The following is a 25,446-nucleotide window of genomic DNA, read 5'->3' on the forward strand; positions in this document are numbered from 1 at the left end:
TCACATGAACCTGTTTAAACAGACAAAAAAGAGAGGGTTATTTCTTTTCCTCGTCCACAACTTTGTACTCTGCTTCGACGGTTTTCTTTTCCGGCTGCTCTTCTCCAGGCGGTGGAGCCTCCTGACTTGCTTGTTGCTGGGCTCTTTGAGATGCCGCCTGTTGGTAGACTGTAGCGCCTGCCTCTTGAACCACTCTTCTCAGTTCCTCAACTTTGGCGCTGATCTCAGCTAGGCCTCCGGTTTTTTGTGCATCTTTCAGCGCTTGAAGGGCTTCTTGGACTTTCGTCTTTTGCTCTTGGGTGAGCTTGTCTCCGATCTCGCTGAGCGTCTTCTCGGTCGTGTAAATGAGAGAGTCGGCAGTGTTTCGGATTTCAGCCTCTTCTTTAACGCGCTTGTCTTGCTCGGCAAATTGTTCCGCTTCTCTCACCATTCGATTCTTCTCTGCTTGGCTAAGCTTGGTTGAAGCCGTTATCTTGATTCCCATCTGTTTGCCCGTGCCCAAGTCCTTCGCTGAAACGTTAAGGACACCATCCGCATTGATGTCGAATGTGACCTCGACCTGCGGAATGCCTCGAGGTGCAGGCGGAATGCCTGTGAGGTCGAATTGGCCAAGGCTGATGTTATCTTTGGCCATGGCGCGTTCCCCTTGCAGCACATGTATGGTGACGGCCGTTTGAAAGTCGGCGGCTGTTGAGAAGGTCTGGCTCTGCTTGACGGGTATCGTGGTGTTCCGCTCAATTATCCTTGTGAAGACGCCTCCTAAGGTTTCGACCCCGAGGGAAAGAGGTGTTACATCGAGGAGCACTATGTCTGAGATCTCCCCTGCGAGGACTGCTCCTTGAATGGCGGCGCCTATGGCAACGCATTCCATGGGGTCAATACCTCTCTCAGGTTTCTTACCTATTACATCCTCGATGAATTGTTGAACGAGCGGCATCTTCGTCTGCCCACCTATGAGAATTATTTTGTCGATTTGCACAGAGGTCAGCTTCGCGTCCGACAAAGTTTTCAGGATAGGCTCCCTAATCCGCTCCACTATAGGTCGAGTCAGTTGCTCAAGTTTAGCTCTCGTCAGAATCATGTGAAGATTTTTTGGACCTGTAGCGTCAGTGGCAATGTAGGGGAGGTTTATCTCTGTGGTTATTAGGTTTGACAGCTCTATCTTGGCCTGTTCAGCAGCATCTTTCAAGCGAGCCATGGCTTTGATATCTCCCCTGAGATCGACTCCCGTCTCGCGTTTGAACTCAGAGATGGTATAATCCATGACTGCTTGGTCTAGGTCTGTTCCACCTGTTTTAGTGTCTCCGCTGGTGGCTAGAACCTCGAAGACGCCTCCACCGAAGTCCATCACCGTGGTGTCGTTTGTGCCGCCGCCGAAACTGAAGACCATAATTTTCAGTTCCTGGCCAGCCTTGTCTAGACCATAAGCGAGCGCCGCTGCCGTCGGCTCGTTAACGACTCTTGTTACTTTCAGTCCAGCAATCTCACCAGCGTCTATCGTTGCCTGGCGTTGATTATCATTGAAATGTGCTGGAACAGTTATTACTGCCTTTGTGATTTTCTCGCCGAGATAGGTTTCAGAATCGCGCAGAATCTTCTGTAGGATAAAAGCCGAGATCTGTTGCGGTGTGTACTCCTTCCCGAATACATTAACTTTGTAGTCTGTCCCAATGTGTCGCTTGATTTCGCGTATCGTGCCCTCAGGGTTAGTAATAGTCTGTCTTTTTGCGGGCTCTCCAATAAGTAGTTGTCCATCCCTAGTAAAAGCGACAACAGACGGAAACATTTTCCCCGCCGCGGTTGGTCCTTCGGCGCTCGGAATTATGGTTGGTTTTCCTCCTATTACTACGGCCGCGGCAGAATTTGTAGTGCCAAGGTCAATTCCTAATATCCTTTCTCGTTTTTCGTTACTCATTTTTCATTCACCTTTTGAGCTTTGATAGGGCTCGGGTTGCGTGCTACTTTCACCATGCTGGGCTTAAGCACTTTGCCATTCAGGAAGTAGCCCTTTCTAACCTCCTGTATGATCGTCCCGTCAGGTTGGTCACATGTCTCAACTTCCAGTACAGCTTCATGCATGTGTGGGTCGAAAGGATTTCCGACAGTTTCTATTGGGCATAATCCCTCACAATTTAGCACTTTCCAGAGTTTTCTCTTTACCATCTCTACCCCTTCTAGAAGGCTACTATCCCCAGTCTTTCTCGCTTCTTCTAAAGCAAGATCGAGCTCTTCGGCAATAGGGAGGAGTTGCATGATAAGCTTCTCCTTTTCCATGACCACTCCTTCATCGACGCGTCTCTTCATATGCTTCTGCAGGTTTTCAAGGTCAGCTCGGGCGTATTTGAGCTGATTGAGATAGGTCTCCTCCAGTGTGGTCTTTTCCTTGAGCGAGGCTTCAAGTTCTGCCACCTTTTTGGTGCAGTTATCTTCTTTTTCGCCATTGGCTTCCTTCTTATCAGGTTTAGGAGACATGTCAAACCTCTTCGGACTCAGTTTTGATGTACTTTGGGTTTACGTGCTTAAAAACCTAAATGCTTTCTCAATTCAATCTGGTAGCGCGCTAGACAAAGAGCTTTACAAAGGAACTTGAAAGTCAATTAAAAATGGTCCTACTTGAGTGCTTCTCTCATTTTCTTTATTGTTTCCTGTTCCTTCAGTTGCTTCTCCTGTTCTGCTTCCTGCCTCTGCTTAATTTGCTCGTTGTATTTCTCTATACTCTTGTTAGTAGAGTCAACCAAACCTTTGATCCATTCGACTTTACCCTTAATTTCGTCCGGTAAAGTCATCACTTGAAGTTTGTTCCCAACAACTGCCACTGGCGTGCGCGCGCTCATATAACGACTTGCATGTAGCTCGGCTTCGAAGGCTAGTATCCAATGGTGGTCTGGAGCCGAGTCTAGCTCAAGGTCAAATACATATGCCCCAGATAACAAAGCACTTTTCTCTATTTTCAATCTATCTGGGTCAACGGGCTTAAGATTAACCTTTCCTGAGAAGTACACCTTTCTCTTAACCTTCGCAATACAGTCATGTTTTGGGTTCTGTTATAACTTTCCCTTCACCACCAATTGCCTCAAAAAGGTGATGCGCGGGCTGATTGCTGACTCCTTGGATGTGGCAACTTCTTCCTTAACCATTTAAACCCCAAGGACCATATTTTTAGGCTAACCGGTTGAAACATTCTTGGCGCGCACTTAAATACGACTTGAAATGATACAAGACGATGGTGAAAATGCAGGGTGGTTAGGCTTACGGTATCTCTGCCTGCAAAGTGGGAACAGTTACTGAAACAGTTGGCAGATGATCACCAGATTGATCTCAACACCGTCGTCAGTGAACTATGTGCATGGGCCTTTTCCAATCCTGAAGGCAAAGAGCAGTTTAAAGTTTGGTTAGATGAGGCTTATCCCCAAAAAGGAGAAGCTGAAGACAAAGCAAGAGCAGCAGGAGAAGAAGCTGCCGAGAAAGAAGAATACGAAGAAGAATCTGAAAAGGAAACGCAGGACAGGATCGAATAATAGCTGAACAGCGCATGCCCCAAAAGCTTCAGAGTCTAATATACCCGAACCCATTTGGGCAGAATGCTTTATTTTTCGAAAGGCAAGATTACAATTAAGAGGTGAGGCGACAGAATATGAGTAGAGAACAAGATCGAAATAGAAAAATCAAAGAAAGCTCTCGCCGTACCAAAGCGCGGGGATATCAAACGAGAAGAACTCGTGGAGGAAAGAAACAGAAGAGAAGGTAATGCACGTCACCGCTTCAAAACTTGTCTTTCACACGCCCTATTCGCCAGTAAAATCAGTCTCCCAGATTTACATCCGCCATCACTCAACTCAGAAGAGACCACAAAAAGGCTCCTTTTCCTAAAAATAGGCTCAAAAATCTCCTTCAAAAATGGCGCCGGGGAAAGGAATTTTTTCAAATCCATTTTGTTTTGATTTCTCTTATGGCTTTAAGATGAGGATCGTCTGAGATGCATATGGCGTTTAGGAAAAGGCTTGTAGCCGCTATGTCGCTGTCAGCCAATGAAGTTCTATATTTATGTCTTATCTCAGCTGAACTCTTTGCGATTTTGGAGTCCACACTCACTATTCTAAAGTCTTTTTCCAACAAGTTGGTTCTCAAAATCGCTGTTTCGCGTCCCTCTCGCTCTAGTGTAAGTTGGTAAACCTCATGGATTACCATGGCTGAAATGAACCTTTCTTTCGTTTTCCTTATTTCTTCTGTGGTCCTTCGAAGAACTTCCCCATCTTTAGAATAATAGTGTTCGATGAAGAACCTTGTGTCATAAATCGTCTTAGGCATCTTCTTCCCTGAGCCTGTCTAAACGCTCTTTCATCTCTTCAGGCGTTGCATGTTTTGCTCCGGAACCAGCAAGGTCTATGGTTGATTTTTTCGGTCTGAAAAGTATGCCCTCTTCAGTTTCAATAACTTCAAGTCTCGTTCCTTCAACAATCTTGTACTTCACCCGAAGCTTCACCGGGATTGTGGTCTGCCCCTTCCGTGTTACTACCACTTCATTCTCCATAACGTTTCCCTGTACTACATTGAGTCAGTAGTACATGAAAAATCTTCCGCTCCAGAAAGGCAAACATCCATGGCGAGACGCCTCCTGCCAGTTAGCAAATTGGCGAAAATGAGCGCCGGGGAAGGGATTTCAGCACCAACTTACTTGTAAAAATATACCTTGTATATGTTTGACAAGAGTTCGAACCTATCCCAAAATCGGTCGATGTTGCATTTCGAGTTTTGCTTTATCATGTCAGGTTTTTGACTTGATGTGCGCGGATTCCTTTGTATGTCGGAGCACATTTTCCTTTGTTTATAGTGTTCCTTGTTGCGGCCCATCTTAGCAGGGGAATGATTGATTTCCTAAGCTCAGTACCATCCTCCGTGAGCGAGTATTCTACCCGTGGGGGTATCTCCGCAAACGATTCTCTCTTGATTAAGCCTTCAGCCTGAAGCTCCTTCAGCGTATCGGATAGGGTTTTGGGACTGATGCCCCCCAGCTCTTTGATTAGGCTCTTAAACCTTAGCCTGCCGTTATTGCCGATAGCGTTGACGATCAAGAGCGCCCACTTCTTGCTTATGACGTCGATGACGCCTTCGAGCGGGCAAAAGCAGATGTGATCGCTTTTTTGGTGCATCTTGCTGGCTTTCCTCACGCATAGTTGCTACTTTACTATAAACTTGATAGTTTAAATACTTTCCTTTTAATATTATCAGCCGCACTAACACTAAAGTGAGGTGAACAAAAAAATGTGTTGCGATTGTGGTTGCGGATCAGGCCATCATGGGGAAGGACACCATCATGAGGAAGGACACGAACGCGGTCACGGTAGACGATTCCTAACCAACGCAGAGAAGGTTGAGAAACTAAAGAGCTACGCCGAAGAGCTAAGGAAGGAACTCACAGCTGTCGAAGAGCACATCAAGGAACTGAAAAGTTAAAAGAACCACTCAGAATGTGTCTTTGACTAACCCCCTCTCTCTTTTTATTGAACAAAGAACATGTTCAGCCTGGAATGAGGTTTGAATTATGTCTTCGGAAAGTGCCGTTGAAATTTCAAATTTAACAAAATACTATGGTGACCTTTTGGCTGTAGACCACGCAAACTTTGAAGTCTACCGGGGTGAGTTCTTTGGTTTGCTTGGTCCCAACGGTGCTGGCAAGACCACGACGATTCGCATGCTCACCGGACAAACAAAACCCACGTCAGGTAATGCGGTTGTCGCGGGGTTTGACATCACGCGCCAACCTACTAAGGCGAAAGAACGCGTTGGAGTTGTGCCTGAAGTCTCTAACCTCTATGATGAAATGAGTGCTTGGGACAACCTGATTTTTGCGGCTCAACTTTACGGCGTGCCTAAGAATAAGCGAGATAAAAAGGCGAAGGAACTTCTTGACCTTTTTGGACTTTATGAGCGATGTGGTGACCATGTTAGCAATTTTTCTAGGGGGATGAAAAGGCGTCTTACAATAGCCGCTGCCTTGATTCATAAACCCCAGATACTCTTCTTGGACGAGCCCACCACGGGCCTCGACGTTCAAAGTGCGAGAATGATTCGAAATCTTATGAAAGAGCTGAACGAGAGCGGTGCAACTGTTTTTCTCACCACGCACTACATTGAAGAAGCCGACCAGCTCTGTCAACGTGTTGCCATAATTAACCAAGGGAAAATAGTTGCTGTGAACAATCCTGAAAAGCTCAAGGCGGCAGTAGAGGCGCACCACATAATCGAGGTCTCTTTTAGCCCAGTACAAGACCTTATCGATAAGCTCGGAAGCTTAAATCATGTGAGCAGCGTTTCACGAGTTGGTGACAAGTTCAAGATTCATGTAGAAGATGCGTCTGAAGTCATCCCGCTCCTTGTTGATTTCGCCAGAGAAAAGAGCTTGAAGGTCATATCGATCAACACGTTGAAACCAAGCTTAGAAGACGCTTTTGTTAAAATCACTGGGCTGAGTCCAGAAGCTATGGCGAGTGAGAAGGAGCCGGTTAAGAGAGAGAAGAGTGGAAATGCTGGTTAGGGCATTGATAGAGAGCATGTTCAAAGCGTTTTACATAGCTAAGAAAGATGCGCGTGTATACTTTTTCAAGTGGCCAAACATCACGTTCGGCCTTTTTCTTCCGGCAATCATTTATCTGGCTTTCTCTGTCGGAAGACCGACAGAAATCTCCTCGACCATGCCTGGTCTTGTGGCGATGGCGTCGCTTTTTGGCGCTGGAGCAATTCAATCTGTTGCATTGCCATTGGAAAGAGCAAAGGGTACCTTCGACAGATTGCTGACCGCTCCGGTTTCTTTGACTACGATAATAGTTGGCAAGGTCTTGGGCGGGTTCTTCTTTGGCATGGTTCTATCAATGGCATATTCGTTGATTGTCATACCGCTCTCAGGGGCTACTGTCAGCAATCCGTTCCTTTTCGCTTTTGGAATTATACTCTCGTCGTTCGTGTTTTCAGCATTGGGTGTGTGCATCTCGGCGCCCTTTCGAGATATACCAGAAGCTATGCCTCCTGCAACTCTCCTCCGTGTTTCAATGGTCTTCTTGAGTGGAGTACTCATTCCAGTTGCGACCATGCCGAACTTCCTTCAAATAATAGCCTATCTGCTTCCACTTACATACGCAGTTGACATGTTGCAGCAAGCGATGACAGGCCAAATCGCGGCTCAATTGTTTCTTGTAGATACGTCAGCCCTTGTAGTGTTCTCCTTCTTCTTCTTTGTAGTTGCGGTCTGGATACTTAAGAGAACGCTTCATTGAGAGGCATCTGAGGGAGAACTTTGACAAAAGTGGAAGTGGCAAGCGATTGGGTTGATGGCTTCGTCAAAGCGTTCTACATCGCCAAAAAAGATGCAAAAGTCTACTATTTCAAGGCTCCAAACTTCACCTACGGTCTGTTAATGCCCGTTTCATTGTTTCTGGCATTTTCAATCGCCGGCCAAATTAATTCAGCATTAATTGTCTCAGGGCTAACTTCTCTGGTAGTTTTGTTTGGAACGACCTCTATCGAAGCCGTGGCAGTGGTTCTTGAGAAGCAAACTGGCACGTTTGAAAGGCTGCTTGCAGCACCTGTTTCATTTTACGCCCTAATTCTTGGAAAAGCGCTGGCAGGCTTTTTCTTCGGGTTGGTCACTGCAACAGCGATTCTGGTTCCATTGACGGTGGTCTCAGGAACGACTATCGCGAGTCCTCTGCTTGTTTTCATCGCTATTGCATTTTCTTCATTGACTTTTTCAGCGCTCGGAGTCTTGGTCTCTGCCTATGCAAAGTGGGTTCCCGAGGCCCAAATGCTCTCTAACTTTCTAAGATTTCCCATGGCTTTTCTTTCTGGAACCTTTGTTTCCTTAGAGGTTATGCCGCCTCAATTGCGGGTTGTTGCTCGTTTCTTGCCTCTCACGTATTCGGTTGAGGCATTGAGGACTTCCATGAACGATTCAGGGATTACATTCGCTTACTTGCTCGACATTCTTGTTCTTGCTGTATTCTCTTTTGCACTCTTGGTGATTGCGGCAAAGGTGCTTCAAAGAAAAATCAAATGATACCTGTCAAATTGCTATCACTTATGAACCCAGCCGTAGTCAGAATAAATCTTTCTCACTTCATCTGAGGTTAGGAAATCGATGAATTTCTGAGACAGCTCCGTATCTTTCGTGTAAGAAACCATGGCAACGACTGTGCTTCTAAAGACTTGAAGATCAGGAGGCAACTCGATTATTTCACAACTGTCTGGCCACACAGATTGAAACGGGTTCCAGCCGAGTATGGCGTCGACTTTTTCCTGATGAATCAAGCCCATGAGCGAGCCACATGCATCTGCATGATGAGTGATGTTTCGTCTGATCTGGTCAGTTAATCCAGCCTTACTCGCAATGTCGTCCCAGACACCCTTCAGACACCCATCAACGGCTATTCCAATTCGAACGTTCTCTCGGCATAGGTCTTCAAGAGACGTAATCTTAGCAGGGTTTCCGATAGGAACAATTATGACCGACCTTCGCAGACCCAGGCTTCTTCTCGAGTCTTTGATGACCAAGCCACGATCTTCAGCCTCATCCAAAATATACTCGGCTCCAGTTGAGATGATATCGCCCGCCTTGGACACAGCTATTGCGGCTAAAAGGTTGCTAGGCTTGCCCGTTTCAAAATTGCAGAGTATTCCAAACTTGTTCTCGAAAATATCAATGGCTTTTTGAAGAGGCGGAGCAACGGCTCCAGCAGAATAAATACGAAGCTGAGACGTTTCCGAGGACATTGACTTTACCACTGGAGTCCTGTGATGCAGCTAAACTGTTAGAAGTATTTAAACTGTCAAGTTTATAGTAAATCAGCAACTATGTTCACCGAAAGTGATCAAACTTTCCACGCTTTTCGCACGCCTTATTTACCAGCGAAACTCGTTTCCGATTTTTGCTCTTCACAAGTCAACTGAGAAAAACAAAGGATAGGCTCCTTTTGCTGAAAAAAATCGAAGATGTCTTAATGAGCGCCGGGGAAGGGATTTGAACCCTTGAGGCGCAAAGCGCCACCGGCTTACACGCGCGTCTAAGCCCCAAACCATTACATCTCGAGGCCGGCACAATCGGCAGTTCTGCCTTTACCGCTCTGTCACCCCGGCACCCAGCGCAAACAAAAAGAAAGGACAACATAATCTAAAAGCATTTCCCAAACCTGCCAATCGCTCGAACGTAGTCCACGAACGCGCATCGCAGACCACTACTGCTTCTGAACAGAAACCAGCTCGGTATTATTACTGATTCTAAGCGGAAGTTAATAACATCTGAAACACAACCACAGCCCACAGCATTCAGGATGTTGTTGTGGCAAACCTTTCAGAGTCAACAACAACTTCAAAACAGCTCAAGCCCCTTCAACGCCACAAACAGTCTACGCTTCCATGGTCAACTACAACTGTTCAAGCTCGCAGTCACCATTCTGGATGGTGTCGTCATTAGGAACAGTTGTTACGACGACGCGCATACAGCCTCAGCCACAGACGTACCCGCAAACACGATAGAAGAAGGTATAAGGGGCTTACCGCCTTCTTCTTTTGAAATTTGTTTTTCCGCAGAGCCGCGCAACCTACGCAAACGTCACGCTAACCAACATGAAACCGCACCACAAACCATGTTGAAACGCACCACAAAACACCTTCAAACAGAACCCAAAACACCATACAAAAACCCGATCAACCCGACAAACACAAACAGAAAAGCCCAACTTTCACCACAAAAAATTTTTCTGCACTCAAGCTAACCATCTCCAACCACAAATGCAAAAACGTTTTAACACCGCACAGAGATTACACATACAAACTACACAGAAAAAAAAGGAGACTCGCCCCGATTGTTTAAGGCAAAAATGAGCGACGCCAAACTCCTACGCGACATGATCACAGCCATCAGCACACTCGTCGACGAAGCCACATTCAACGTAGCACCCGAAGGACTCAAACTCCGAGCCATGGACCCCAGCCGAGTAGCCATGATAGACTTCGAATGGCCCAAAACCATATTCGACGAATACACATGCGACCAACCCACCAAAATGTGCATCAACGTAGGCGAAATGCTCAAACTCCTACGCCGAACCGGCAAAGACGAATCCGTCGAACTCACACTCGACGAAAAAACCAACAGACTAAACGTAGCTATAAAAGGCAAATACGAACGCACATTCAACATGCCCACCCTCGAAGCCACCGAAGAGGAAGTGCCCACACCAAAAATAACATTCAACGTCCGCGCCAAAGTCACAACCGACGGCCTACACCAAGCCATCGAAGACGTCCTACTCGTATCCGACCACGTCAAAATCGAAGTCGACCCAGAAAAAGTAACCATGCGCGCCGCAGGCGACCTCATGGGCGCCACAATAGAACTCAAAAAAGGCAGCGACGCACTACTAGACATCGAAGCCAAAGAACCGTCAAAAGCCACATACAGCCTCAGCTACCTCTCAGAAATAATCAAAACAGCAGCCGCCTCAAGCGAAATAGCCACACTCGAATTCAGCAACGACATGCCCATACGCATCGACTTCCAACAACCAAAAGAGGGCAAACTAACCTTTTATCTCGCACCCCGCATTGAGGTAGAATAGACGCCGCAACGCCACGAAACGCGGCTCACACTCTCTGCGCTGGGACAAGAACTGATTCTTACGCCAGTCGACTTGGCAAAATATCCCTTCACCCCACAGTCAGCCGAGCGTGTGCAGGAGCTTGATCATAGGACAACAGAGTTGGGAAGCCAAGAATATGCCAAGATACTCGAAAGAGCAGAGCAGAGAATCGATGAGGCCATAAAGAGCAAACAAGTTGCTTTTCCATGGCGCCTCGACCATGAAACTGAGCTTCTTTCTTTTCCTATCGCAGTGATGATGGTTGTCTCCTCAAATGACAAGTCCCTGAAGAAAACGTACGCTTTAGCCGAAGCAAAACGAGTATATGCCCTTCTTAAGCAAGAAGACCGGAAGAAACTCGTCGCTCTTAGCCAACTGTTCAACTGGAAAATCATACCGACGGAAGCATACAATAAGAATCTTGAATCTGGAACGTTAGGATTTTCTTTGGATTTCGCGAGCTACCTGAAGAACTCAACGATTTTTCATGAGAGCAAGTGGAAACTCGTCAACCGCAATATGCTGGGCGGCAGAGTGCTTCTTACTGCCGATGAAGCTTCTCGCCTTTTTGCTGAAGAAGTGCGTGTCAACATTGAGAAAAAGCTTGATCTCAAAATGGACATAGGACTTCCATTGACACTTGTCAACAAAGTAGAGAAATTGAGGCAGCTCTACTCTGATCTGAGAAAGATGCAGGAGGAAGAGATGCCGAAAGAAGTGGTTATCGACTCTTTTCCTCCATGCATAAATAGGTTGTACAACACCGCGCTTGCACAACAGCACCTCTCGCACATTGAGCGCTTTGCCCTTACTTCCTTTCTTCTAAACTCCGGTATGAGCATTGAAAAAATAGTCGAATGCTTCCGCCCGACTTCGGACTTCAGTGAAAGAATGACGCGCTACCAAGTTGAACACATAGCTGGCGGAAAGGGGTCGAGAACGAAGTACAAACCACCTACGTGCCGCACACTCCGAACACATCGATTATGCCCAGGTAGCGACAAGACGTGTGAGTATGTTCTTGGTCCGCTGGGTTATTATAAGGCGAAACTCAGAGCTGGATCTCCAAAAACCCCTGAAAAAGCCGAGCGTGGATGAATTCCAAACCCAAGCATTCATTCAACACAAATTCGCCGAATACTATAGCCAAAATTCGGGTAGCATACACCCGCCAACATCAATGGACACGCGGGAATTTGCTTTTTCACTTTTCAAGCAGAAAATTATGCTTCGCCACAAGGGTTTCAAGGAGGCGGGAGGCTTCCAGGGTTTCTTGAAGGAGCTTTCCCCGGCGGACGTTTATTATTCAAGTGCCTACTACGAAAGTCCTGAGGAGGAAATGTCCCGTAAGGGTTGGTTGGGGGCAGACTTGATCTTTGATATCGACGCAGACCACATCCCAACTCCGTGCGACAGGAGTCACGATATTTGGACCTGCAAAGACTGCAATTTTTCTGGCCGCACAGCTAAACCTGAGAGGTGCCCTCAATGTGGTGGGCAGAAATTCAGCGGTATCAGCTGGCCCTGTGGCATTTGTCTGGAATCTGCCAAGCGAGAGACAACGAAACTGATCGAAATTCTGGAAGAGGACTTTGGCTTTTCGAAGCAGGAGCTTATTGTTGCGTTTTCGGGGCATAGAGGATACCATGTTCAAGTTGAAGTTGAATCTGTCAAAACGCTAGATTCAATGGCCAGAAGGGAGATTGCGGACTACTTAACAGGCATCGGTCTGGAGCCCACGTTACACGGCTTGAACATGAAAGCATGTGTCGGTCCCAGCCTTGAGGATGTCGGCTGGAAAGGGCGAATAGCGAAGGGCACATACGAATTGCTTGCATCGCAAGAGGAACTTGAAAAGGCAGGATTGAGCAAAATGTCCGCAGCCATAACCAGTCAAAGAAAAGAGATTCAGGACAGGTGGAGCAAGAAGGGACCGTGGGGGCTAGTCATCGGTGTTGGAACCGAAGGTTGGGAGAGGATAGTTCAGGTGGCGGCAGAGAGTCAGTCAGTCAAGATAGACACAGTTGTTACAGCTGATGTTCATCGTTTGATCAGGCTTGCTAACACAATACATGGTGAAACCGGTCTCAAGAAAGTCCGGATCTCGCCTGATAACCTTGAGCAGTTTGACCCTTTCAAGAGTGCCGTGGCTTTCAAACAAGGATCAGTGACGATTAATATTGCAGAAGCGCCTGAGTTTAGGATTGAAGGCGTCAATTATGGTCCATTCAAGAATCAACGTGTAGAGTTGCCAATGGCAGCCTCGATGTTTCTCTTGTGCAAAGGAGTAGCAAAAGTGCTGGAGGAATAATCATTGTATAGTGAATTGTATGAAGCTTGGAAACAGGAGAAAGCGAGTCCCGAGTTGCAGTCGCTTCCAAAGGATTTTTACGTCAAGCTTGCTGATTACATGAGAAAGATTCGTGAAGAAAGCCGCATGCTCGATGAAAAGACAACCCGAGCACGCTTACTTATGATTGAGGAGGAAAACACGAAGAAAATGGTGAAAGATCTAATTTTGGTTCGGTACAAAAAAACCGTGAAACTTGTCTCTGCAGCCGAAGCAATAAACATGGAAAGCTTGACTAAAGAGGAGGAAGACCTCGTCAAGAACGTGGCGCCTACTTTTGAGTCTTTTCAGGCACTTTTAAAGGAAATTGTGAGCGGACGCTTATTGCAAGCAAGCCGTGAGAAACCCAAGAAGCGAGTCTTGCGCTTTCAACAGGAAACTCCATCGATAATTGGCGCCGACATGAAGACTTATGGGCCTTTCCAGCCTCAAGATGTGGCTTCCTTGCCCGTTGAAAACGCCAAGATTCTTGTGAAACAAGGCGTAGCTGTCGAGGTAGATGTCAAGCTGGAACCATCATAAGCGTTCGATGCTGGGTCAGAAAAGGTATATATGGTTAAGCTAGTTGTTGTATACCGAATCATTCGAGAGTAACTGAAATGAAGGCACCCAAGGAAATCACCACATACTGCCCGAAATGCAAGACTCAGCAGGCTCACGCGGTGTCCTTATACAAGGCTGGAAAACGCCGTGCCTTAGCTTTGGGTGAACGCCAGCACGAACGAAAGAAGCACGGATATGGCGGCCAGAAATATGCGCTCCAGAAAAAGTTTTCTAAAACCACAAAGAAGCAGACGTTGAGGTTGAAATGCAGGAACTGTGGGTTCATGAGGCATAAGAAGGGGATGCGTATCAGAAAACTCGAGATTGCCTGAGACAATGGGAGGGTAAGACGTTATGAGTGAATGGGAAAAACTTTTACCTAGACCAAGGAGCACATTCGTACGAGTCAAGTGCCCTGACTGCGGGAACGAGCAAGTTATTTTTGATCATGTTTCAAGTGTGGTAAAATGCAGTGTATGCGGCGCTGTTTTAGCAGAACCCACAGGTGGCAAGTCTGCAATTAAGGGCGAAATTGTTGCTTCGTTGGAGTAGCGTGGAGAGCACATAAGAAGATGGCAGTTAAGAAGGCTGAGTGGCCCGAAGCGGGTGATCTGGTTCTGGCTTCGGTTCAAAGAATAACTGACTATGGTGCTTACGTCACGTTGGATGAATATGGGAAGGAAGGTTTGCTTCATGTTTCTGAAGTGTCGTCGGGCTGGGTTAGGAACATCCGTGATTTTGTGCGTGAAGGACAAAAAGTTGTGCTCAAGGTTCTTCGTGTGGACACGGGGAAGGGGCATGTTGATCTGTCGCTTCGTCGAGTGTCGAGGCATGAAAGGCGCGAGAAGGTTCTTTCCAGTAAGATGGATAGGAAGGCTGAAAGTATCCTGCGTAGCGTTGCTGAGAAGTTGCAGATGCCGTTTGAGGAATTGTCTGCCAAGACTATTGCTGTGATTGAGGAAAAGTTTGGGGGAGTCTATGAGGGACTTGAAAGAGCGGCGCGTGAAGGAGCCGACCCTTTGCTGGAAGTTGGCTTGCCAAAAGAAGTGGCAGCTGCGTTGGCTGAGGTTGCCAAGGAGAAGATTCGTGCGCCGATGGTAAAGGTCAAGGGGATTTTGGAGTTGCAGTGCATGAAACCTAATGGAATTGTCCACATCAAGGAAGCTCTTGAAAGTGCTCAGAAAGCGGAGAAGCCGCGTGATGCAAGAGTTCGTGTTTATGCGATTGCTGCTCCTAAGTATGCGATTGAGGTGTGGGCTGTGGACTATAAAGAGGCTGAGAAAGCGCTTTCGACGGCGGCTGAAACAGCTGTGGAGACCTTGACAAAGGCTGGCGGATCTGGCGCGTTTCAAAAGGGAAAGTAATGGTCTGGCTTTTGAGAAAGTGCGAGCACTGCAGCGGATACACGTTAAGCCAAGAAAAATGCCCACGTTGTGGTGGGAAAGTGCGCATTCCGCATCCTGCCAAGTTTTCGCCTCAGGACAAATATGCCAAGTATCGGCGTGCAATGAGAGTTGAGATGACTAAACAGGGGTTGGATAATGAAGGAAACTTATGTTAAAGAAACGGTTCAAATTGAGCTTAGGAGTCCGGTTTTGGTTGAGGGTTTGCCGGGGATGGGTATGGTGGGTAGGATTGCTGTTCGTTTTTTGATTAAGCAGTTGGGTGCTGTGCGGTTTGCTGAGTTGTATTCGCCGCATTTTCCGTATTACGTGTTAGTGAATAAGCGGGGTAGCGTCAGGCTTTTGCGTTGTGAGTTTTTTTACTGGAAGAATCCGGGTGGGGATAATGATCTGGTGTTTTTGGTGGGTGATAGTCAGGCTCAGACTATTGAGGGGCAGTATGATGTTACCAATGCCATTCTTGAGTTTGCTGTGAAGGTTGGGGTGGGGCGGATTTTTACGATTGGTGGTTATCGTCAGGAGGCTGAGGGTGCACCGCGGGTGGTTGCTGTTTCTACTAAGCCTGAGTTGCTTGCGAAGGCGTTGGAGGCTGAGGCTGTTGCGAGTCCGGCTGGGAACCCGATTGTGGGTACGGCTGGTTTGTTGTTGGGTTTGGCGAAGTTTCGGCGGGTTGATGCGTTGTGTTTGTTGGGTGAGACGCGGGGTTATTTGCCGGATCCTGTGTCGGCTAAGGGTGTGCTTGAGGTGTTGGAGAAGCTGCTTGGGTTGAAGCTTGATTACAGCGGGTTGGATGTGCAGATTGAGAAGTCTAAGGAAATAGCGAGTCGGATGCGGGAGATTGAGGAGCGGCGGGAGAAGTTTTCGCAGAAGATGAAGCGTAGCGAGGAAGGGCGAGTTACGTACATTAGTTAGTCTGTGTTTTTCGGTTTTTGTTGGTGTTAGAGGGTTAGTACGAGTGCAGAAAAATTTTTTTTGAGGTGTTGAGAGTCGCAGCTGTTTGTGTTTTGGTTTGTGTTTTTTGGGCTGAGGTTGTTTTGGGTTCTGTTTGGGTGTTTTTAGCGTAACGTTCTATGTTGGTATGCGTGACGTTTGATGTTGGTTAGCGTGACGTTTGCGCATGTTGCTGGCTCTGCGGGAAGAGTAATTTCAGAAGAAGAAGGGAGCAATCGCTTAGCGTCTTCTTCTACTTTGGGTTGGCGTTTACGGGGGTCTGCTTGTGTGTGGTTGTGGGTAATGTTTAAGTGTTACAATCTGGATTGTTACAATCATGATTGTATATTTCGTTAACCGTGAGCATGAGTTGGAGACCCTAGGCTCTCTCTTGTCTAGGGGAAAGCCTGCGTTGGTACTGCTTTATGGTAGGAGAAGGGTGGGTAAGACTAGGCTTATTCAGGAGTTTTTGAAAGATAAGAAGGGCATGTATTTCTATGTTCCGAATGCTGAAGCTAAAACAATCTTGGATGAGTTCTCGCGTACGGTGGAAGGCGAGTTCTTTAAGGGTTTTAGGTTTGCGGATTATGACTCGTTTCTAGATTACGTAGCAAAGAAAAGCGAGCAGAATGTGATCGTAGCGATCGACGAGTTCCAGAGGCTGGCAAACCGTAATGGCGCCATATCTCTTCTTCAGAAATATTGGGATCAAAGGATGTCCAAGACAAAGAGCTTCATCATCCTTTCAGGCTCCACTATAGGTGCGATACGTAAAGTCGCCTTAAGAGGGGACGCGCCATTGTATGGAAGAAGAACGGCAACCCTCAAGGTTGAGCCGCTGAAGTTCTTGGACCTGCCCAAATGGTTCAGGAAATACGGCATGGCTGATCTGGTGAAAGTCTACGCAAGCTTTGGTGGAACCCCGGCTTACCTAGAGCAAGTCGACGAGAAGAACACGGTCGAGGACAACATACTCTCGAAAATTCTGAATAAGCATTCGCCCTTGTACGGTGAGCCGGAAATGCTCCTTATGGAGGAGATTCGGGCGCCTCACCGTTACATGGACATCTTGGCAGCTATAGCTCAGGGCAAGAACAAGATAAGCGAAATAGCAGACGCTACAGGACTTGCACGTGAGAACACGACAACATACCTGAAAACCTTAGAAACTCTGGACCTAATAGAAAGAATGACTTCGGTCACTGAGCCTCAAGCTAAAAAGGGAATGTACAAAATTAAAGATCCGTTTTTCACGTTTTGGTTCAGGTTTGTCAAGCCCAACAGAAGGCAACTGGAGCTTGAGCTGGAACATAACCTGTGGAGCAGCATCCAAGAGGAGTTCAACACGTATCTTGGACGAGCGTTCGAGGATGTGTGTCTCCAGATCCTTGCCCAGATGGCGAAAAGAAGACTGCTTCCGATTCAGCCGGATAGAATTGGAAAATGGTGGTGGATGGACGCTGAAATAGACATACTGGCCATAGAGACGAAACAGAGAAGAACACTGGCCATTGAAACAAAATGGACTGAGCTAAATTATAGTGAAACCAAGAGTCTGCTTGGGCAATTGAACGCTAAAACCGCCCAGATTCCAAACACAAGGGAAACCTGTGTAGGCGTGATAGCGAAGAAGATTGCGAACAAGGAAAGACTGCGAAGTCAAGGCTTCACAGTCTTAGACCTGCAGGATATAGAGAATCTAGCTAAGACACAAACTGGAACGTAGCCGCGGCGTGGGAAACTATGTGTAAGAAGAAGGCGCCAATTCCCTCTAGTCTTCTTCACCATGTTGAAGTGCCTGTGTGGCTGAAGGCTGTGTGGATGTCGTCGTCAGAGTGTTCCAGGTGACGTCAACGCCCAGAGTGTTGTGGCTGCGGGCTGTGCGTGTTAGTGTTGACGTTGTCTAAGAAACACTAACATGTGGTATGTTAATGGCGCTGTGGCTGTGTTGAAGTTGTTGTTGACGTTGAAGGGTTTGCCACAACAACATCTTGAATGCTGCGGGGGCGGTTTCTGTTTCAGATGTTATTAACTTCCGCTTAGAAACAGTAATAATAACTTCGTCTTTTGCAGGCGGGCTGTGTGTGTTCAGAAAGTTGTTGAACACGCAAGGGTAGACTGTCTGTTTATTGAGTATCGTTGGGCACTTTTGTGTGCTGGTTTCCAAGTGTCTTTTTGGGTTTAGGTGTAGGCTTGTTCTCTTCGTTCAATCAGCAACACATGGACTGTTTTGAGGTTCCATGTGATTTCGTAGATTATTCGGATGTCGCCGATTCGTGCTCTGTAGGTGTCGGTGTATCCTTTGAGTTTTTTGATGTCATATTGGTCTGTTGGAATTGGGTTTTCGCGAAAAATCAGGAGCAATTCGATGGTTCTTTTCTTGTAGTGTTCGGGGAGTCTTTTGACTGACTTTCTAGCTGTTGAAGAGATGATTACCTGAAACAATGCTGGTCAGCTTAGTTCTTTAACTAGCTTGTCCAGATTGACGCCTGAGCCTTTGGCTATTTGTTTCCGAGCTTTTTCGAGTTCTTTTTTCTCTTTTTGGCTGATCTCTTCTTCTGGTAGGAGCGTGGCTCGGAGTCTTAGGAGTTCGAGTCTGAGGGAGTCTAGTTTGTTGAGTACTTGTTTCAATTCGTTCTTGCTGACGGTTACGGTCAATCGTTGGCACCTGAGTTCTCATAAAGAGAGAATGAAGCTAAATAAGATTTTGATTTGCGTGTATTTGCGTGTGAGGTTTCGTTGTGGAGCGTGATTTGAGGGTTAAGGTCAGCAAGTTTGTTAGTTATGTTTTGAGGCATGATCCGCGAGGTTTGATGATGGATGAGGAGGGGTTTGTTGACGTGGATGAATTGGTTTCTAAGGTTAAGGGGAGTTTTCCTAGTGTTGATGGGCGGTTTTTGAGGCGGTTGGTTGAGGAGGGTGAGAGGAAGCGGTTTGAGATTGTGGGTAATCGGATTCGTGCTTTGTATGGGCATAGTGTCCTGTTTACCTGCGGCTTGAGGAAGATGGATGGGTTGAATGGTTGTATCATGGTACAACGTCTGAAGCTGCGGATGTGATTCTTGTGAAGGGTTTGCAGCCGATGAAGCGTCTACGGGTTCATCTCTCGCCAACCATAGACATAGCCACTCAAGTTGGGAAGAGACGCACAAGCAGCCCCGTCATCCTCGTAGTAGACTGTGCTCAGGCTAGGAGGCATGGCTTGAAGTTCTATAAGGCTTCGGAGCAGGTTTACCTCTGCAAGTTTGTGCCTGCAAAAATACATTAGAAGGCTTCGTGCCTAGTTTTGTCGATGAGACGCGCAGCGGTGTCTCTAGCTTGATTCCTCCTAGCTGGGCAGGTCTGCGGGAAGAGTAATCTCAGAAGAAGAAGGAGGACAATCGCTTAAGCCCGTCTTCTACCGTGTTGGCTTGGATGTTGGTGGTCAGGGTAGGTTTAGAAGTAGTAGTCTGCGCCGCGTGTTTGTTGACTACTACTTCTATGTTGGCTGCGTTGTTTTGGGCGGGTCTGCGGTTTCAGATGTTATTAACTCGCGCTTAAAACCGGTAATAATAATGACTTTCTGAATGTCCGTGTCAGGCTGTGTGCGTGTTGATGCCCAATCGCTCTTAGTATCATCAACAAGCGCTATTGTTGCTTCGCTTGTAGGTAGGAAGACCGTGTGAAAGAAGAAGGGGAATATTCGCTTAGGCCTGTCTTCTACCAATCCGAGTCCCTTTGCACTTGTTAAGCGCGCGCTAAACACCATAAACCATAAGACTCTATGTTCATAAGTTGATCTCGGGTCCTTTAGTGCCCCATCTTTCGATTTCACAAATTTTGGCTTTCGCCTTGTCGAGTGACTTTTCTAAGCATTGTTCGAATTCCGTGTCGTGGGTAGCAACAAAGACTTGCCTTTCTTCCAAGATCTCACCCAAAAGCTTGCAAAGCGCATCCTTGTGAGCTTTGTCCATGGATTGTGATGGGTCGTCTAGCAGAATCAGACCTAAATTGGATTGTAATCTAGTAGACATAGATAAGAAAAGAGAAAGAGCAACTGCATTCATCTGAGCATTGCTGAACCTAGTTTGCACATAAGTACCCTGTTTGAAATCCTTGTCCCAAGCCCTTATTCTGTAAATGGCTTTGCCTCTCTCCTCCTCTGGAATGAGCTGCAGATTAACGAAATACGGATGGCCTAGGATTTTCGAGTAATATGAGCCAATCGTTGACTGTAACTCTGACAGAGCCTTCTTAACCAATTCTTCGCGAGCCGTAGTGGCAGCCTGATATATGTCAGTTAGACCTATTTCCAGCTCCTTAATCTCCGAATGTTTCTTTTCTAAATCCTTCAACCTTTTCTGCAATACTGGCAAGCCTTTCTCCAGTTGATCAACTCTATCCTTTTCGTTTAGAAAACCGAGGATTTTTTCGCAAACTTCAAGCTCGCCCTTGGTCGCTCTGATGTTTTCTGTGGCGCCTTCTAGAGTCTTAATATCTTGGTCTGAATCGCTTATTCGCTCAGCCAACAGACTGACTAACTTCTCTTCTTTTTCCGCGACCCCCAGCGATTTTTGCACTTGCTTTTCAATTGAGCCGAGCTTCTGTATCTTTTTCTCCAGTTCTTCAAGCTTTGAGCCTACCTGAATCTCTTGGGATTTTAGAGACCTCATCCTCTCGTCAATTTCGGATACTCGTTTGCTGATTCTTTCAAGCTCATCATCAACATACTTCACCAAATCGCCTTTTGGCTCAAACTCCTTCTTCTTTAGCTTCTCTTTCTCTTCATCGATTCTCAGCTCTATGTTCACCAGTTGGTCTTCAAGTTTAGATAACGTATCCAGTGCGCGCCCAATACGTGTCTTCTGGCGCGATAGCTCTTCTGACTCATTCTGTAATTTTCGCACGATTTTGGCGCTTTCTCTTTCGCCGATTTCCTTCTCCAAAACCGAAACTACGTTCTGGCAAACAATATCACTCTTACAAAGCGGACAGTCTTTGGGTAAGGTGCTTTTAAGATAATCTAAACCAGAAACCAGCACAGACCCTAGCGATTCCTCTCTCTTAATTGCCTTCATTTTATCGTTTATCTCAGATTCGAGTTTCTTCAAAGTTTCTTCGATGCTGCCCTTGGCTCCAAACTCCTTCGTGACTTCCTCGAGTTCACCTCTGACGTCATTAAGATTCGAGCAAAGATGACCAATAGCGCCACTTTCATCTTGAAGGAATTTTCTTGCGGAAATCTTCGCTCTCAGCTCTGTGTCCATCTTAGAGATCTGGTCAGAGATTACAGATTTTCTGGTTCGCAGATCTTTTGGCTCTTTAGTTTCAAGAGATGCAACGTCATTTAAGGCCTCTTCATAATCTTGTTTTGTGCTTTTTAGAATGGACTGATCACTTACTTTCTCTTTGTAAACGTTAGTCCACGCTTTCTCTAACTCGTTCATAGCTTTCCTCATTTGACCCAGTGCTTTTTCTGATGAACTTAGGTCAAGCGTTGGTTTTTCTAGTTCCTTGACTTTAATCTTGACGTTTATCGCGATCTCACCAATATCCTCAGAGGCCTTCTCAACAAGCTCGACCACTGATGGCAGGTTGAGTTTGCTGCTCTCTATTCCGGATTTTCCCATCTCTGCCTCGAGTTCCGCAAGTCTTTTTCTAGAAATTACAACTTCTTGCATCTTCCTGTTTTTTATGTCCTCAATCTCGTCTTCAATGCCTTCGGCCTCTTTCGCAACGTGCTTGACTGGAAGATAGTCAATAAGTTCTCTGACGAAGTGAAGCCCGAGAAGCTTGTCGATGACTTCGCTTCTGAGTAGCGGATCACCTACTATGAGGTCCCTGATAGCTTCTTGATGTAAGTATATACTTGCGTAGAACTCTGTAGGAGTAATTCTCAGCAACCTGTTCAATTCAGACTGAGCTTCATCATCAAAATATCCCTTTCCTTCAACTTCGACTTTCAACTCTGTCTTGCCCGCAGTTGTTGACCTGCCCAGCTTTCTTTCTCTAATCAGTTTGACTCTCTTGCCTTTCTCATCCTCGAGAATGACCTCTATAATTGCCTTTTTCTGCGAATGAAAAGAGTTTACGACAGCGTCCTCCTTCTTAAATTCGACAGGCCCATCGACCGCCGAAGCCAAACCGCCAAACAAGCCCCATTCAATTGCTTGCATCACACTTGACTTGCCGACGCCATTGGGACCAAAAAGAACGGCCCCGTTTCCACTAAGATCGATATTCATCCTGTTGTTTATTCCTCTAAACCCCTCTATTGCAAGGTTTGATATGCGAAAACGCGATCCCATATCACTCACCCCTAATTCTCCTTGTCATCTCTTTCACACCATCTTGAACTGCTTCTCCGCCGCCTTCATCGAGCCACTGCAATATCATCTTCAGCAACTTGGCATGTTTGTCCTTCCTCGCAAGGCGCTGACTTAGCTCCTCATACAGACTTTCCGAAAACACGCTCATTTCACGACGTCCTTTCACTTAGCATATTTCAAATACTCATCTAGCTTTTCCTTAATGAATACTTTCCCCGTGATCTCTTCATGATTCTGTTCCACGAAATCCAGGTTCAACAAGGCATAATTATTCAAAACACCCGCTTCCACAGCTCGGTTCATACTCTCCAGAAAGAGTCTAGGAACTCCATTCGTGAGATAAGTTATGTATTTGACCACGTCTTCATCAAAAGGGTAAAGCGGATTATCAGGCTCACCACGCCTAAAGAGGCTCATATAACTAAGACAGACTTTGACACCTTCCGGCTGGCTCATTGTATTGACGTCAATTTTGTGCCTTTTATCAAGGCTTGCCAAGGAAATAACATGCTTGCCTTCGGGTTGACCCAGCGCTTGTTCCGCCACTGGATGAAGGGTTACCACAATTGTGGCCTGTCCAGCGCATGCCCTTAAGAGACTGCTCATTCCAGTACTGAATACGCTTAAACCTGCCCCTCTAAGTGGCTCAATCGTTTCTTCAAACTGGTCAACAAAGAAATAATGATACGGGTAGCCCGAGATCTTCATTAGTTCCATCATTGTCCTTAAACACTCGATTTTGTCTGTTCCTTTTCCCTTGGTGATTTTCAACCACTCATCGGTGAAACTTGATGGTTGAGTAAGATATGTTTCCAAATAAGCCTGGACTATCTTTTCCTTGGCTAAGGAATTTCGGCTACAAACCCATTTTGCCACATCAGATGCAACAGTCTGAGTTTTGTACAAGAAAGAGAAGAGACCAAACTGAATTTCATCGGTCATCTTAGGATATGTAGAACTGAAAGCTCCAACATCGGTCTCTTCAACCTTTGGAGACGCGGCATCTTCTGCATACTTCAAAAGGAGTTTCTTTAACGCTTCCCAGAGAAAGCCACCTTCATGCCATTTAAACACAATGTCATCGCAGAAATCAGCCGGCCCAGACTTTGATCTAACCTTCACATAAATAGAGGTAATGGTAGGGTCGCTAGTCAATCTCTTCCATTCTTGGACCATTAGCGCTGACTTCCCTATTCCTCTTTCCCATCCGCCGCCAGTAATGTAAATCAAATTAATCCTTGAATCGACTTTTCGTTTGATGTCTACAATTTCCTCTTGAAAGACTTCTTTGTTGAAGATCATGCCATTTATTCGGGCATCGGTGCTGTAGGGATCAATTATAGCCATCTGTGGGAAAGGATTCGTTTCAAGGAAATATGGGTGATATCTTTCTTCGCCAACCATATTTCGAGCATAACCTCCTTACTTGGTTGCCTTTATGAAAGTAATATACTCATCGCTCCCCGTCTTAGGGGGCAGAACCTTAAGCATTGAGGAGAGACCGCGACGAGGCGGTAAAGGGCCACCTCCTGGATGCAGCTTGACGGCATATTCGTCCGGTTTATTGATCATTCGCTTGATAAAACTGTCAAAGGTTTTGTCACTTATCCGTAACTGTTCGCAAACATAATCTCTAAGTTCGGAATAGTAAACAGGGTAATTCGATTTGTAGTCCGACAATTTCAAATATTCCTTCCAAAGAACTACCTCGAAATCCCCGCTACTAACGGTAAAAGTCCTAATCAAAAGAAAATCCTCTTCTTCTTCCAACCTTATCAAAATGTATCCGTTGTTTTCAGCCTGTCTCAGAATATCGGTCGGCGACTTTCCCTCAATAGGAAATACCCCTCCATCACTAACCTCTCTTACGAATCGATCTACTGGTAAGTTCTCGATATCAGTCAACTCAGAAGGCTGCTTGATAGAAGCCAGTATCTCAGATAACTTGAGCACGTTGGCAATCAAGTATACTCTCTGCATTCGTTGACCGTTTTTTTTCTCTCGCCAGTTCAAAATTTCAAGCTGCGTCAACAAATCGCGAACAACTTCGAACTGTATCTTATCAACTTTGAGTTGGTAGCCCTCAGCTAAGCTTTTGAACAAAACAGTTTCTTTTCCCAACGGTAACAGAAACTCGCCTTTAGTCTGATTTCGGATACGAAGAAGAACCTCGTTGAAGGGAATGTAAGTCTTTAATAGCCTGCCAAGCAGCATTGACTTCGTTTTAGGATAGGTAATGTCATGATCAAGGAATTCTGTGGCCTCCTCAGAAAGTAGCACTTCATTTCCTGCACGTCGCAGTAGCTCTGTCTGCACAAAAAGCCGGTAACAATTCTCAGCCAAACGCTCACTTTTGACTGTCTTTAGCCTATAACCTTTGCCAATAGCCTTGAACTTTTCCCTTTCAAACTTCACTCTCTGATTGAAAATGGCGTTTCTTATCGCTTTAAGATCGTAACCTTCTTTTTTCACGACATTCAGAAAAACACGAAGATACTCTAGACTGAACACTGTAGGAATGCGCTTGAACATTATTCGTACCCCTTCCCTCTCCACTTTTGATAGCAAATCATGAATCTTTGAAGCAGTTCGTGACCATCACGATGCGATCTTAAGGCAGCAGGTTGAGGCAACGAAAGGAGTTTCTTCATTTCGATGAGCTCACCACGCATCGCATCGGCTCGATGAGTCTTATCTATCATCAACTCAACAGGGGGCAATATCGAGTCAATCGGGAGAATCCCATAAGCCAAAGCATACTTCCTAATATTCTCCGTAATTCTGGCAGTGCAAAGGAAAATACCCTTTATCTGAAAACCTCGGGAAAAGGAAGCATTTAAAGCGTAATCAAGAATTTTAGAATTAAAACTGAAGGCTTGATCAATCAAAGCCAGTCCTCTCCTTTTGCATTCAATCACAAAGAAAGTATTTCCGTCTATGATTATCCCGTCAAACTGATGCCTAAGCCCAGAGACAGTTGGATAATTCAATGTGGATCTAGGGGGGAGGACGGACACTGGATACTTTCTAATACATTCGTACGCTCTGTGAGAAACCCTCTCTTCGAAATAGTAACCTTCTTTGGACGAGGCTTCTTTAGCTGACTTTGCTTCCTCAACAAGCAAATCATAAAGAGCCACGATTAACTTGTCAATAATCTCAGATGCCACTCTTCACCGCTCCAAAGCCAAGCAGGGCAAAGCAAGACTTATTTCAATCTCTTAACCTCTTCGTGAATGATGCTACCAGATTCGTAAGGGATCAGTTGATTTTTCCTGAAG

Annotated in this window: 32 protein-coding genes and 1 tRNA gene; 17 read left to right on the forward strand and 16 right to left on the reverse strand. The window is 46.1% G+C overall.

What is annotated here, in order from left to right:
- Nucleotides 1-37: 37 nt before the first annotated feature.
- The 3 genes from dnaK to VJ249_02170 all read right to left on the reverse strand — a co-directional run bounded on the left by dnaK (nt 38) and on the right by VJ249_02170 (nt 3,002).
- Nucleotides 38-1,915 carry a molecular chaperone DnaK gene (gene dnaK, locus VJ249_02160; GenBank protein ID HKZ93372.1) on the reverse strand — a complete coding sequence of 626 codons (1,878 nt, stop codon included), beginning with the start codon at nt 1,913-1,915 and terminating at the stop codon, nt 38-40.
- On the reverse strand, nt 1,912-2,472 hold the full coding sequence (locus VJ249_02165) for a nucleotide exchange factor GrpE (GenBank protein ID HKZ93373.1): 561 nt from the start codon (nt 2,470-2,472) through the stop codon (nt 1,912-1,914). The genes dnaK and VJ249_02165 overlap by 4 nt, the downstream gene beginning before the upstream one ends.
- A gap of 137 nt (nt 2,473-2,609) precedes the next feature.
- Nucleotides 2,610-3,002, reverse strand: coding sequence for a hypothetical protein (locus tag VJ249_02170; protein HKZ93374.1), 393 nt, complete (start codon nt 3,000-3,002; stop codon nt 2,610-2,612).
- A 237-nt stretch (nt 3,003-3,239) separates the two neighbouring features.
- Here VJ249_02170 and VJ249_02175 point away from each other — a divergent pair, with 237 nt between their 5' ends.
- On the forward strand, nt 3,240-3,518 hold the full coding sequence (locus VJ249_02175; GenBank protein ID HKZ93375.1) for a hypothetical protein: 279 nt from the start codon (nt 3,240-3,242) through the stop codon (nt 3,516-3,518).
- A 403-nt stretch (nt 3,519-3,921) separates the two neighbouring features.
- Here the strand turns inward: VJ249_02175 and VJ249_02180 are convergent, their stop codons facing one another.
- From VJ249_02180 to VJ249_02190, 3 genes are all read right to left on the reverse strand, one after another.
- Nucleotides 3,922-4,308: a PIN domain-containing protein gene (locus VJ249_02180; protein HKZ93376.1), complete on the reverse strand. Its 387-nt coding sequence runs from the start codon at nt 4,306-4,308 to the stop codon at nt 3,922-3,924.
- Entirely contained in the window at nt 4,301-4,531 is a 231-nt protein-coding gene (locus VJ249_02185; protein ID HKZ93377.1) for an AbrB/MazE/SpoVT family DNA-binding domain-containing protein, read from the reverse strand. The genes VJ249_02180 and VJ249_02185 overlap by 8 nt, the downstream gene beginning before the upstream one ends.
- Before the next feature lie 229 nt (nt 4,532-4,760).
- On the reverse strand, nt 4,761-5,150 hold the full coding sequence (locus VJ249_02190; protein HKZ93378.1) for a helix-turn-helix domain-containing protein: 390 nt from the start codon (nt 5,148-5,150) through the stop codon (nt 4,761-4,763).
- A gap of 112 nt (nt 5,151-5,262) precedes the next feature.
- Here VJ249_02190 and VJ249_02195 point away from each other — a divergent pair, with 112 nt between their 5' ends.
- From VJ249_02195 to VJ249_02210, 4 genes are all read left to right on the forward strand, one after another.
- Entirely contained in the window at nt 5,263-5,454 is a 192-nt protein-coding gene (locus VJ249_02195) for a hypothetical protein (protein HKZ93379.1), read from the forward strand.
- Between the two features lie 88 nt (nt 5,455-5,542).
- Entirely contained in the window at nt 5,543-6,535 is a 993-nt protein-coding gene (locus VJ249_02200; protein ID HKZ93380.1) for an ATP-binding cassette domain-containing protein, read from the forward strand.
- A complete protein-coding gene (locus VJ249_02205) occupies nt 6,525-7,271 on the forward strand; it encodes an ABC transporter permease (protein ID HKZ93381.1) in 747 nt (248 codons plus the stop codon). Before VJ249_02200 ends, VJ249_02205 begins: the two co-directional genes overlap by 11 nt.
- A 29-nt stretch (nt 7,272-7,300) precedes the next feature.
- Nucleotides 7,301-8,050 (forward strand): ABC transporter permease, encoded by a 750-nt coding sequence (locus VJ249_02210; GenBank protein HKZ93382.1) that lies wholly within the window; start codon nt 7,301-7,303, stop codon nt 8,048-8,050.
- A 17-nt stretch (nt 8,051-8,067) separates the two neighbouring features.
- On the opposite strand, the gene VJ249_02215 is transcribed toward VJ249_02210, so the two are convergent.
- Both VJ249_02215 and VJ249_02220 read right to left on the reverse strand, forming a co-directional pair.
- A complete protein-coding gene (locus tag VJ249_02215; protein HKZ93383.1) occupies nt 8,068-8,763 on the reverse strand; it encodes a substrate-binding domain-containing protein in 696 nt (231 codons plus the stop codon).
- A gap of 232 nt (nt 8,764-8,995) precedes the next feature.
- Nucleotides 8,996-9,126, reverse strand: a tRNA-Ser gene (locus VJ249_02220).
- 728 nt (nt 9,127-9,854) lie between these two features.
- On the opposite strand from VJ249_02220, the gene pcn reads away from it, so the two are divergent.
- From pcn to VJ249_02270, 10 genes are all read left to right on the forward strand, one after another.
- A complete protein-coding gene (gene pcn / locus VJ249_02225) occupies nt 9,855-10,610 on the forward strand; it encodes a proliferating cell nuclear antigen (pcna) (GenBank protein HKZ93384.1) in 756 nt (251 codons plus the stop codon).
- A 111-nt stretch (nt 10,611-10,721) separates the two neighbouring features.
- The gene (locus VJ249_02230) at nt 10,722-11,729 is read left to right on the forward strand and encodes a hypothetical protein (GenBank protein HKZ93385.1); all 1,008 of its coding nucleotides are present in this window, start codon (nt 10,722-10,724) and stop codon (nt 11,727-11,729) included.
- Nucleotides 11,722-12,942 (forward strand): DNA primase small subunit PriS, encoded by a 1,221-nt coding sequence (locus VJ249_02235; protein ID HKZ93386.1) that lies wholly within the window; start codon nt 11,722-11,724, stop codon nt 12,940-12,942. Before VJ249_02230 ends, VJ249_02235 begins: the two co-directional genes overlap by 8 nt.
- Nucleotides 12,943-12,945: 3 nt before the next feature.
- On the forward strand, nt 12,946-13,503 hold the full coding sequence (locus tag VJ249_02240; GenBank protein HKZ93387.1) for a hypothetical protein: 558 nt from the start codon (nt 12,946-12,948) through the stop codon (nt 13,501-13,503).
- A gap of 77 nt (nt 13,504-13,580) precedes the next feature.
- Nucleotides 13,581-13,856, forward strand: coding sequence for a 50S ribosomal protein L44e (locus VJ249_02245; GenBank protein ID HKZ93388.1), 276 nt, complete (start codon nt 13,581-13,583; stop codon nt 13,854-13,856).
- 22 nt (nt 13,857-13,878) lie between these two features.
- A complete protein-coding gene (locus VJ249_02250; GenBank protein ID HKZ93389.1) occupies nt 13,879-14,076 on the forward strand; it encodes a 30S ribosomal protein S27e in 198 nt (65 codons plus the stop codon).
- Nucleotides 14,077-14,096: 20 nt separating this feature from the next.
- A complete protein-coding gene (locus VJ249_02255) occupies nt 14,097-14,888 on the forward strand; it encodes a translation initiation factor IF-2 subunit alpha (protein HKZ93390.1) in 792 nt (263 codons plus the stop codon).
- Entirely contained in the window at nt 14,888-15,085 is a 198-nt protein-coding gene (locus VJ249_02260) for an RNA-protein complex protein Nop10 (protein ID HKZ93391.1), read from the forward strand. The genes VJ249_02255 and VJ249_02260 overlap by 1 nt, the downstream gene beginning before the upstream one ends.
- Complete coding sequence (locus VJ249_02265) at nt 15,066-15,839, forward strand: PAC2 family protein (GenBank protein HKZ93392.1); 774 nt, start codon at nt 15,066-15,068, stop codon at nt 15,837-15,839. Before VJ249_02260 ends, VJ249_02265 begins: the two co-directional genes overlap by 20 nt.
- A gap of 355 nt (nt 15,840-16,194) precedes the next feature.
- The gene (locus VJ249_02270) at nt 16,195-17,583 is read left to right on the forward strand and encodes an ATP-binding protein (GenBank protein ID HKZ93393.1); all 1,389 of its coding nucleotides are present in this window, start codon (nt 16,195-16,197) and stop codon (nt 17,581-17,583) included.
- Between the two features lie 455 nt (nt 17,584-18,038).
- Here the strand turns inward: VJ249_02270 and VJ249_02275 are convergent, their stop codons facing one another.
- Together VJ249_02275 and VJ249_02280 are read right to left on the reverse strand one after the other, a co-directional pair.
- On the reverse strand, nt 18,039-18,302 hold the full coding sequence (locus tag VJ249_02275; GenBank protein ID HKZ93394.1) for a type II toxin-antitoxin system RelE/ParE family toxin: 264 nt from the start codon (nt 18,300-18,302) through the stop codon (nt 18,039-18,041).
- A gap of 6 nt (nt 18,303-18,308) precedes the next feature.
- Entirely contained in the window at nt 18,309-18,515 is a 207-nt protein-coding gene (locus VJ249_02280; protein ID HKZ93395.1) for a hypothetical protein, read from the reverse strand.
- Between the two features lie 83 nt (nt 18,516-18,598).
- Between VJ249_02280 and VJ249_02285 the strand changes: the two genes are divergently transcribed.
- A complete protein-coding gene (locus VJ249_02285; protein ID HKZ93396.1) occupies nt 18,599-18,916 on the forward strand; it encodes an RNA 2'-phosphotransferase in 318 nt (105 codons plus the stop codon).
- A 5-nt stretch (nt 18,917-18,921) separates the two neighbouring features.
- Nucleotides 18,922-19,125 (forward strand): RNA 2'-phosphotransferase, encoded by a 204-nt coding sequence (locus VJ249_02290; protein ID HKZ93397.1) that lies wholly within the window; start codon nt 18,922-18,924, stop codon nt 19,123-19,125.
- 210 nt (nt 19,126-19,335) lie between these two features.
- On the opposite strand, the gene VJ249_02295 is transcribed toward VJ249_02290, so the two are convergent.
- From VJ249_02295 to VJ249_02320, 6 genes are read right to left on the reverse strand one after another with little or no spacing between them, the layout of a single operon-like run.
- The gene (locus VJ249_02295; protein HKZ93398.1) at nt 19,336-19,605 is read right to left on the reverse strand and encodes a hypothetical protein; all 270 of its coding nucleotides are present in this window, start codon (nt 19,603-19,605) and stop codon (nt 19,336-19,338) included.
- Between the two features lie 19 nt (nt 19,606-19,624).
- On the reverse strand, nt 19,625-22,144 hold the full coding sequence (locus VJ249_02300) for an SMC family ATPase (GenBank protein ID HKZ93399.1): 2,520 nt from the start codon (nt 22,142-22,144) through the stop codon (nt 19,625-19,627).
- 1 nt (nt 22,145) lies between these two features.
- On the reverse strand, nt 22,146-22,313 hold the full coding sequence (locus VJ249_02305) for a hypothetical protein (protein HKZ93400.1): 168 nt from the start codon (nt 22,311-22,313) through the stop codon (nt 22,146-22,148).
- 14 nt (nt 22,314-22,327) lie between these two features.
- Nucleotides 22,328-23,569, reverse strand: a complete 1,242-nt coding sequence (locus VJ249_02310) for a hypothetical protein (GenBank protein HKZ93401.1) — start codon at nt 23,567-23,569, stop codon at nt 22,328-22,330.
- Between the two features lie 18 nt (nt 23,570-23,587).
- On the reverse strand, nt 23,588-24,697 hold the full coding sequence (locus tag VJ249_02315; GenBank protein ID HKZ93402.1) for a hypothetical protein: 1,110 nt from the start codon (nt 24,695-24,697) through the stop codon (nt 23,588-23,590).
- Entirely contained in the window at nt 24,697-25,335 is a 639-nt protein-coding gene (locus VJ249_02320) for a hypothetical protein (protein HKZ93403.1), read from the reverse strand. Before VJ249_02320 ends, VJ249_02315 begins: the two co-directional genes overlap by 1 nt.
- Between the last annotated feature and the right edge of the window lie 111 nt (nt 25,336-25,446).

It is taken from the genome of Candidatus Bathyarchaeia archaeon, assembly GCA_035283685.1.
Classification (GTDB): domain Archaea; phylum Thermoproteota; class Bathyarchaeia; order Bathyarchaeales; family Bathyarchaeaceae; genus DATETJ01.

What these genes read in the sequence shown, in the direction of transcription:
- VJ249_02205 (HKZ93381.1), top strand. Translation starts at nt 6,525, where the DNA reads ATGCTGGTTAGGGCATTGATAGAGAGCATGTTCAAAGCGTTTTACATA.
- VJ249_02215 (HKZ93383.1), bottom strand. Translation starts at nt 8,763, where the DNA reads ATGTCCTCGGAAACGTCTCAGCTTCGTATTTATTCTGCTGGAGCCGTT.
- VJ249_02250 (HKZ93389.1), top strand. Translation starts at nt 13,879, where the DNA reads ATGAGTGAATGGGAAAAACTTTTACCTAGACCAAGGAGCACATTCGTA.
- VJ249_02185 (HKZ93377.1), bottom strand. Translation starts at nt 4,531, where the DNA reads ATGGAGAATGAAGTGGTAGTAACACGGAAGGGGCAGACCACAATCCCG.
- VJ249_02200 (HKZ93380.1), top strand. Translation starts at nt 5,543, where the DNA reads ATGTCTTCGGAAAGTGCCGTTGAAATTTCAAATTTAACAAAATACTAT.
- VJ249_02180 (HKZ93376.1), bottom strand. Translation starts at nt 4,308, where the DNA reads ATGCCTAAGACGATTTATGACACAAGGTTCTTCATCGAACACTATTAT.
- dnaK (HKZ93372.1), bottom strand. Translation starts at nt 1,915, where the DNA reads ATGAGTAACGAAAAACGAGAAAGGATATTAGGAATTGACCTTGGCACT.
- VJ249_02265 (HKZ93392.1), top strand. Translation starts at nt 15,066, where the DNA reads ATGAAGGAAACTTATGTTAAAGAAACGGTTCAAATTGAGCTTAGGAGT.
- VJ249_02255 (HKZ93390.1), top strand. Translation starts at nt 14,097, where the DNA reads ATGGCAGTTAAGAAGGCTGAGTGGCCCGAAGCGGGTGATCTGGTTCTG.
- VJ249_02260 (HKZ93391.1), top strand. Translation starts at nt 14,888, where the DNA reads ATGGTCTGGCTTTTGAGAAAGTGCGAGCACTGCAGCGGATACACGTTA.
- VJ249_02305 (HKZ93400.1), bottom strand. Translation starts at nt 22,313, where the DNA reads ATGAGCGTGTTTTCGGAAAGTCTGTATGAGGAGCTAAGTCAGCGCCTT.
- VJ249_02295 (HKZ93398.1), bottom strand. Translation starts at nt 19,605, where the DNA reads ATGGTGTTTAGCGCGCGCTTAACAAGTGCAAAGGGACTCGGATTGGTA.
- VJ249_02245 (HKZ93388.1), top strand. Translation starts at nt 13,581, where the DNA reads ATGAAGGCACCCAAGGAAATCACCACATACTGCCCGAAATGCAAGACT.
- VJ249_02165 (HKZ93373.1), bottom strand. Translation starts at nt 2,472, where the DNA reads ATGTCTCCTAAACCTGATAAGAAGGAAGCCAATGGCGAAAAAGAAGAT.
- VJ249_02300 (HKZ93399.1), bottom strand. Translation starts at nt 22,144, where the DNA reads ATGGGATCGCGTTTTCGCATATCAAACCTTGCAATAGAGGGGTTTAGA.
- VJ249_02270 (HKZ93393.1), top strand. Translation starts at nt 16,195, where the DNA reads ATGATTGTATATTTCGTTAACCGTGAGCATGAGTTGGAGACCCTAGGC.
- VJ249_02310 (HKZ93401.1), bottom strand. Translation starts at nt 23,569, where the DNA reads ATGGTTGGCGAAGAAAGATATCACCCATATTTCCTTGAAACGAATCCT.
- VJ249_02315 (HKZ93402.1), bottom strand. Translation starts at nt 24,697, where the DNA reads ATGTTCAAGCGCATTCCTACAGTGTTCAGTCTAGAGTATCTTCGTGTT.
- VJ249_02190 (HKZ93378.1), bottom strand. Translation starts at nt 5,150, where the DNA reads ATGCACCAAAAAAGCGATCACATCTGCTTTTGCCCGCTCGAAGGCGTC.
- VJ249_02195 (HKZ93379.1), top strand. Translation starts at nt 5,263, where the DNA reads ATGTGTTGCGATTGTGGTTGCGGATCAGGCCATCATGGGGAAGGACAC.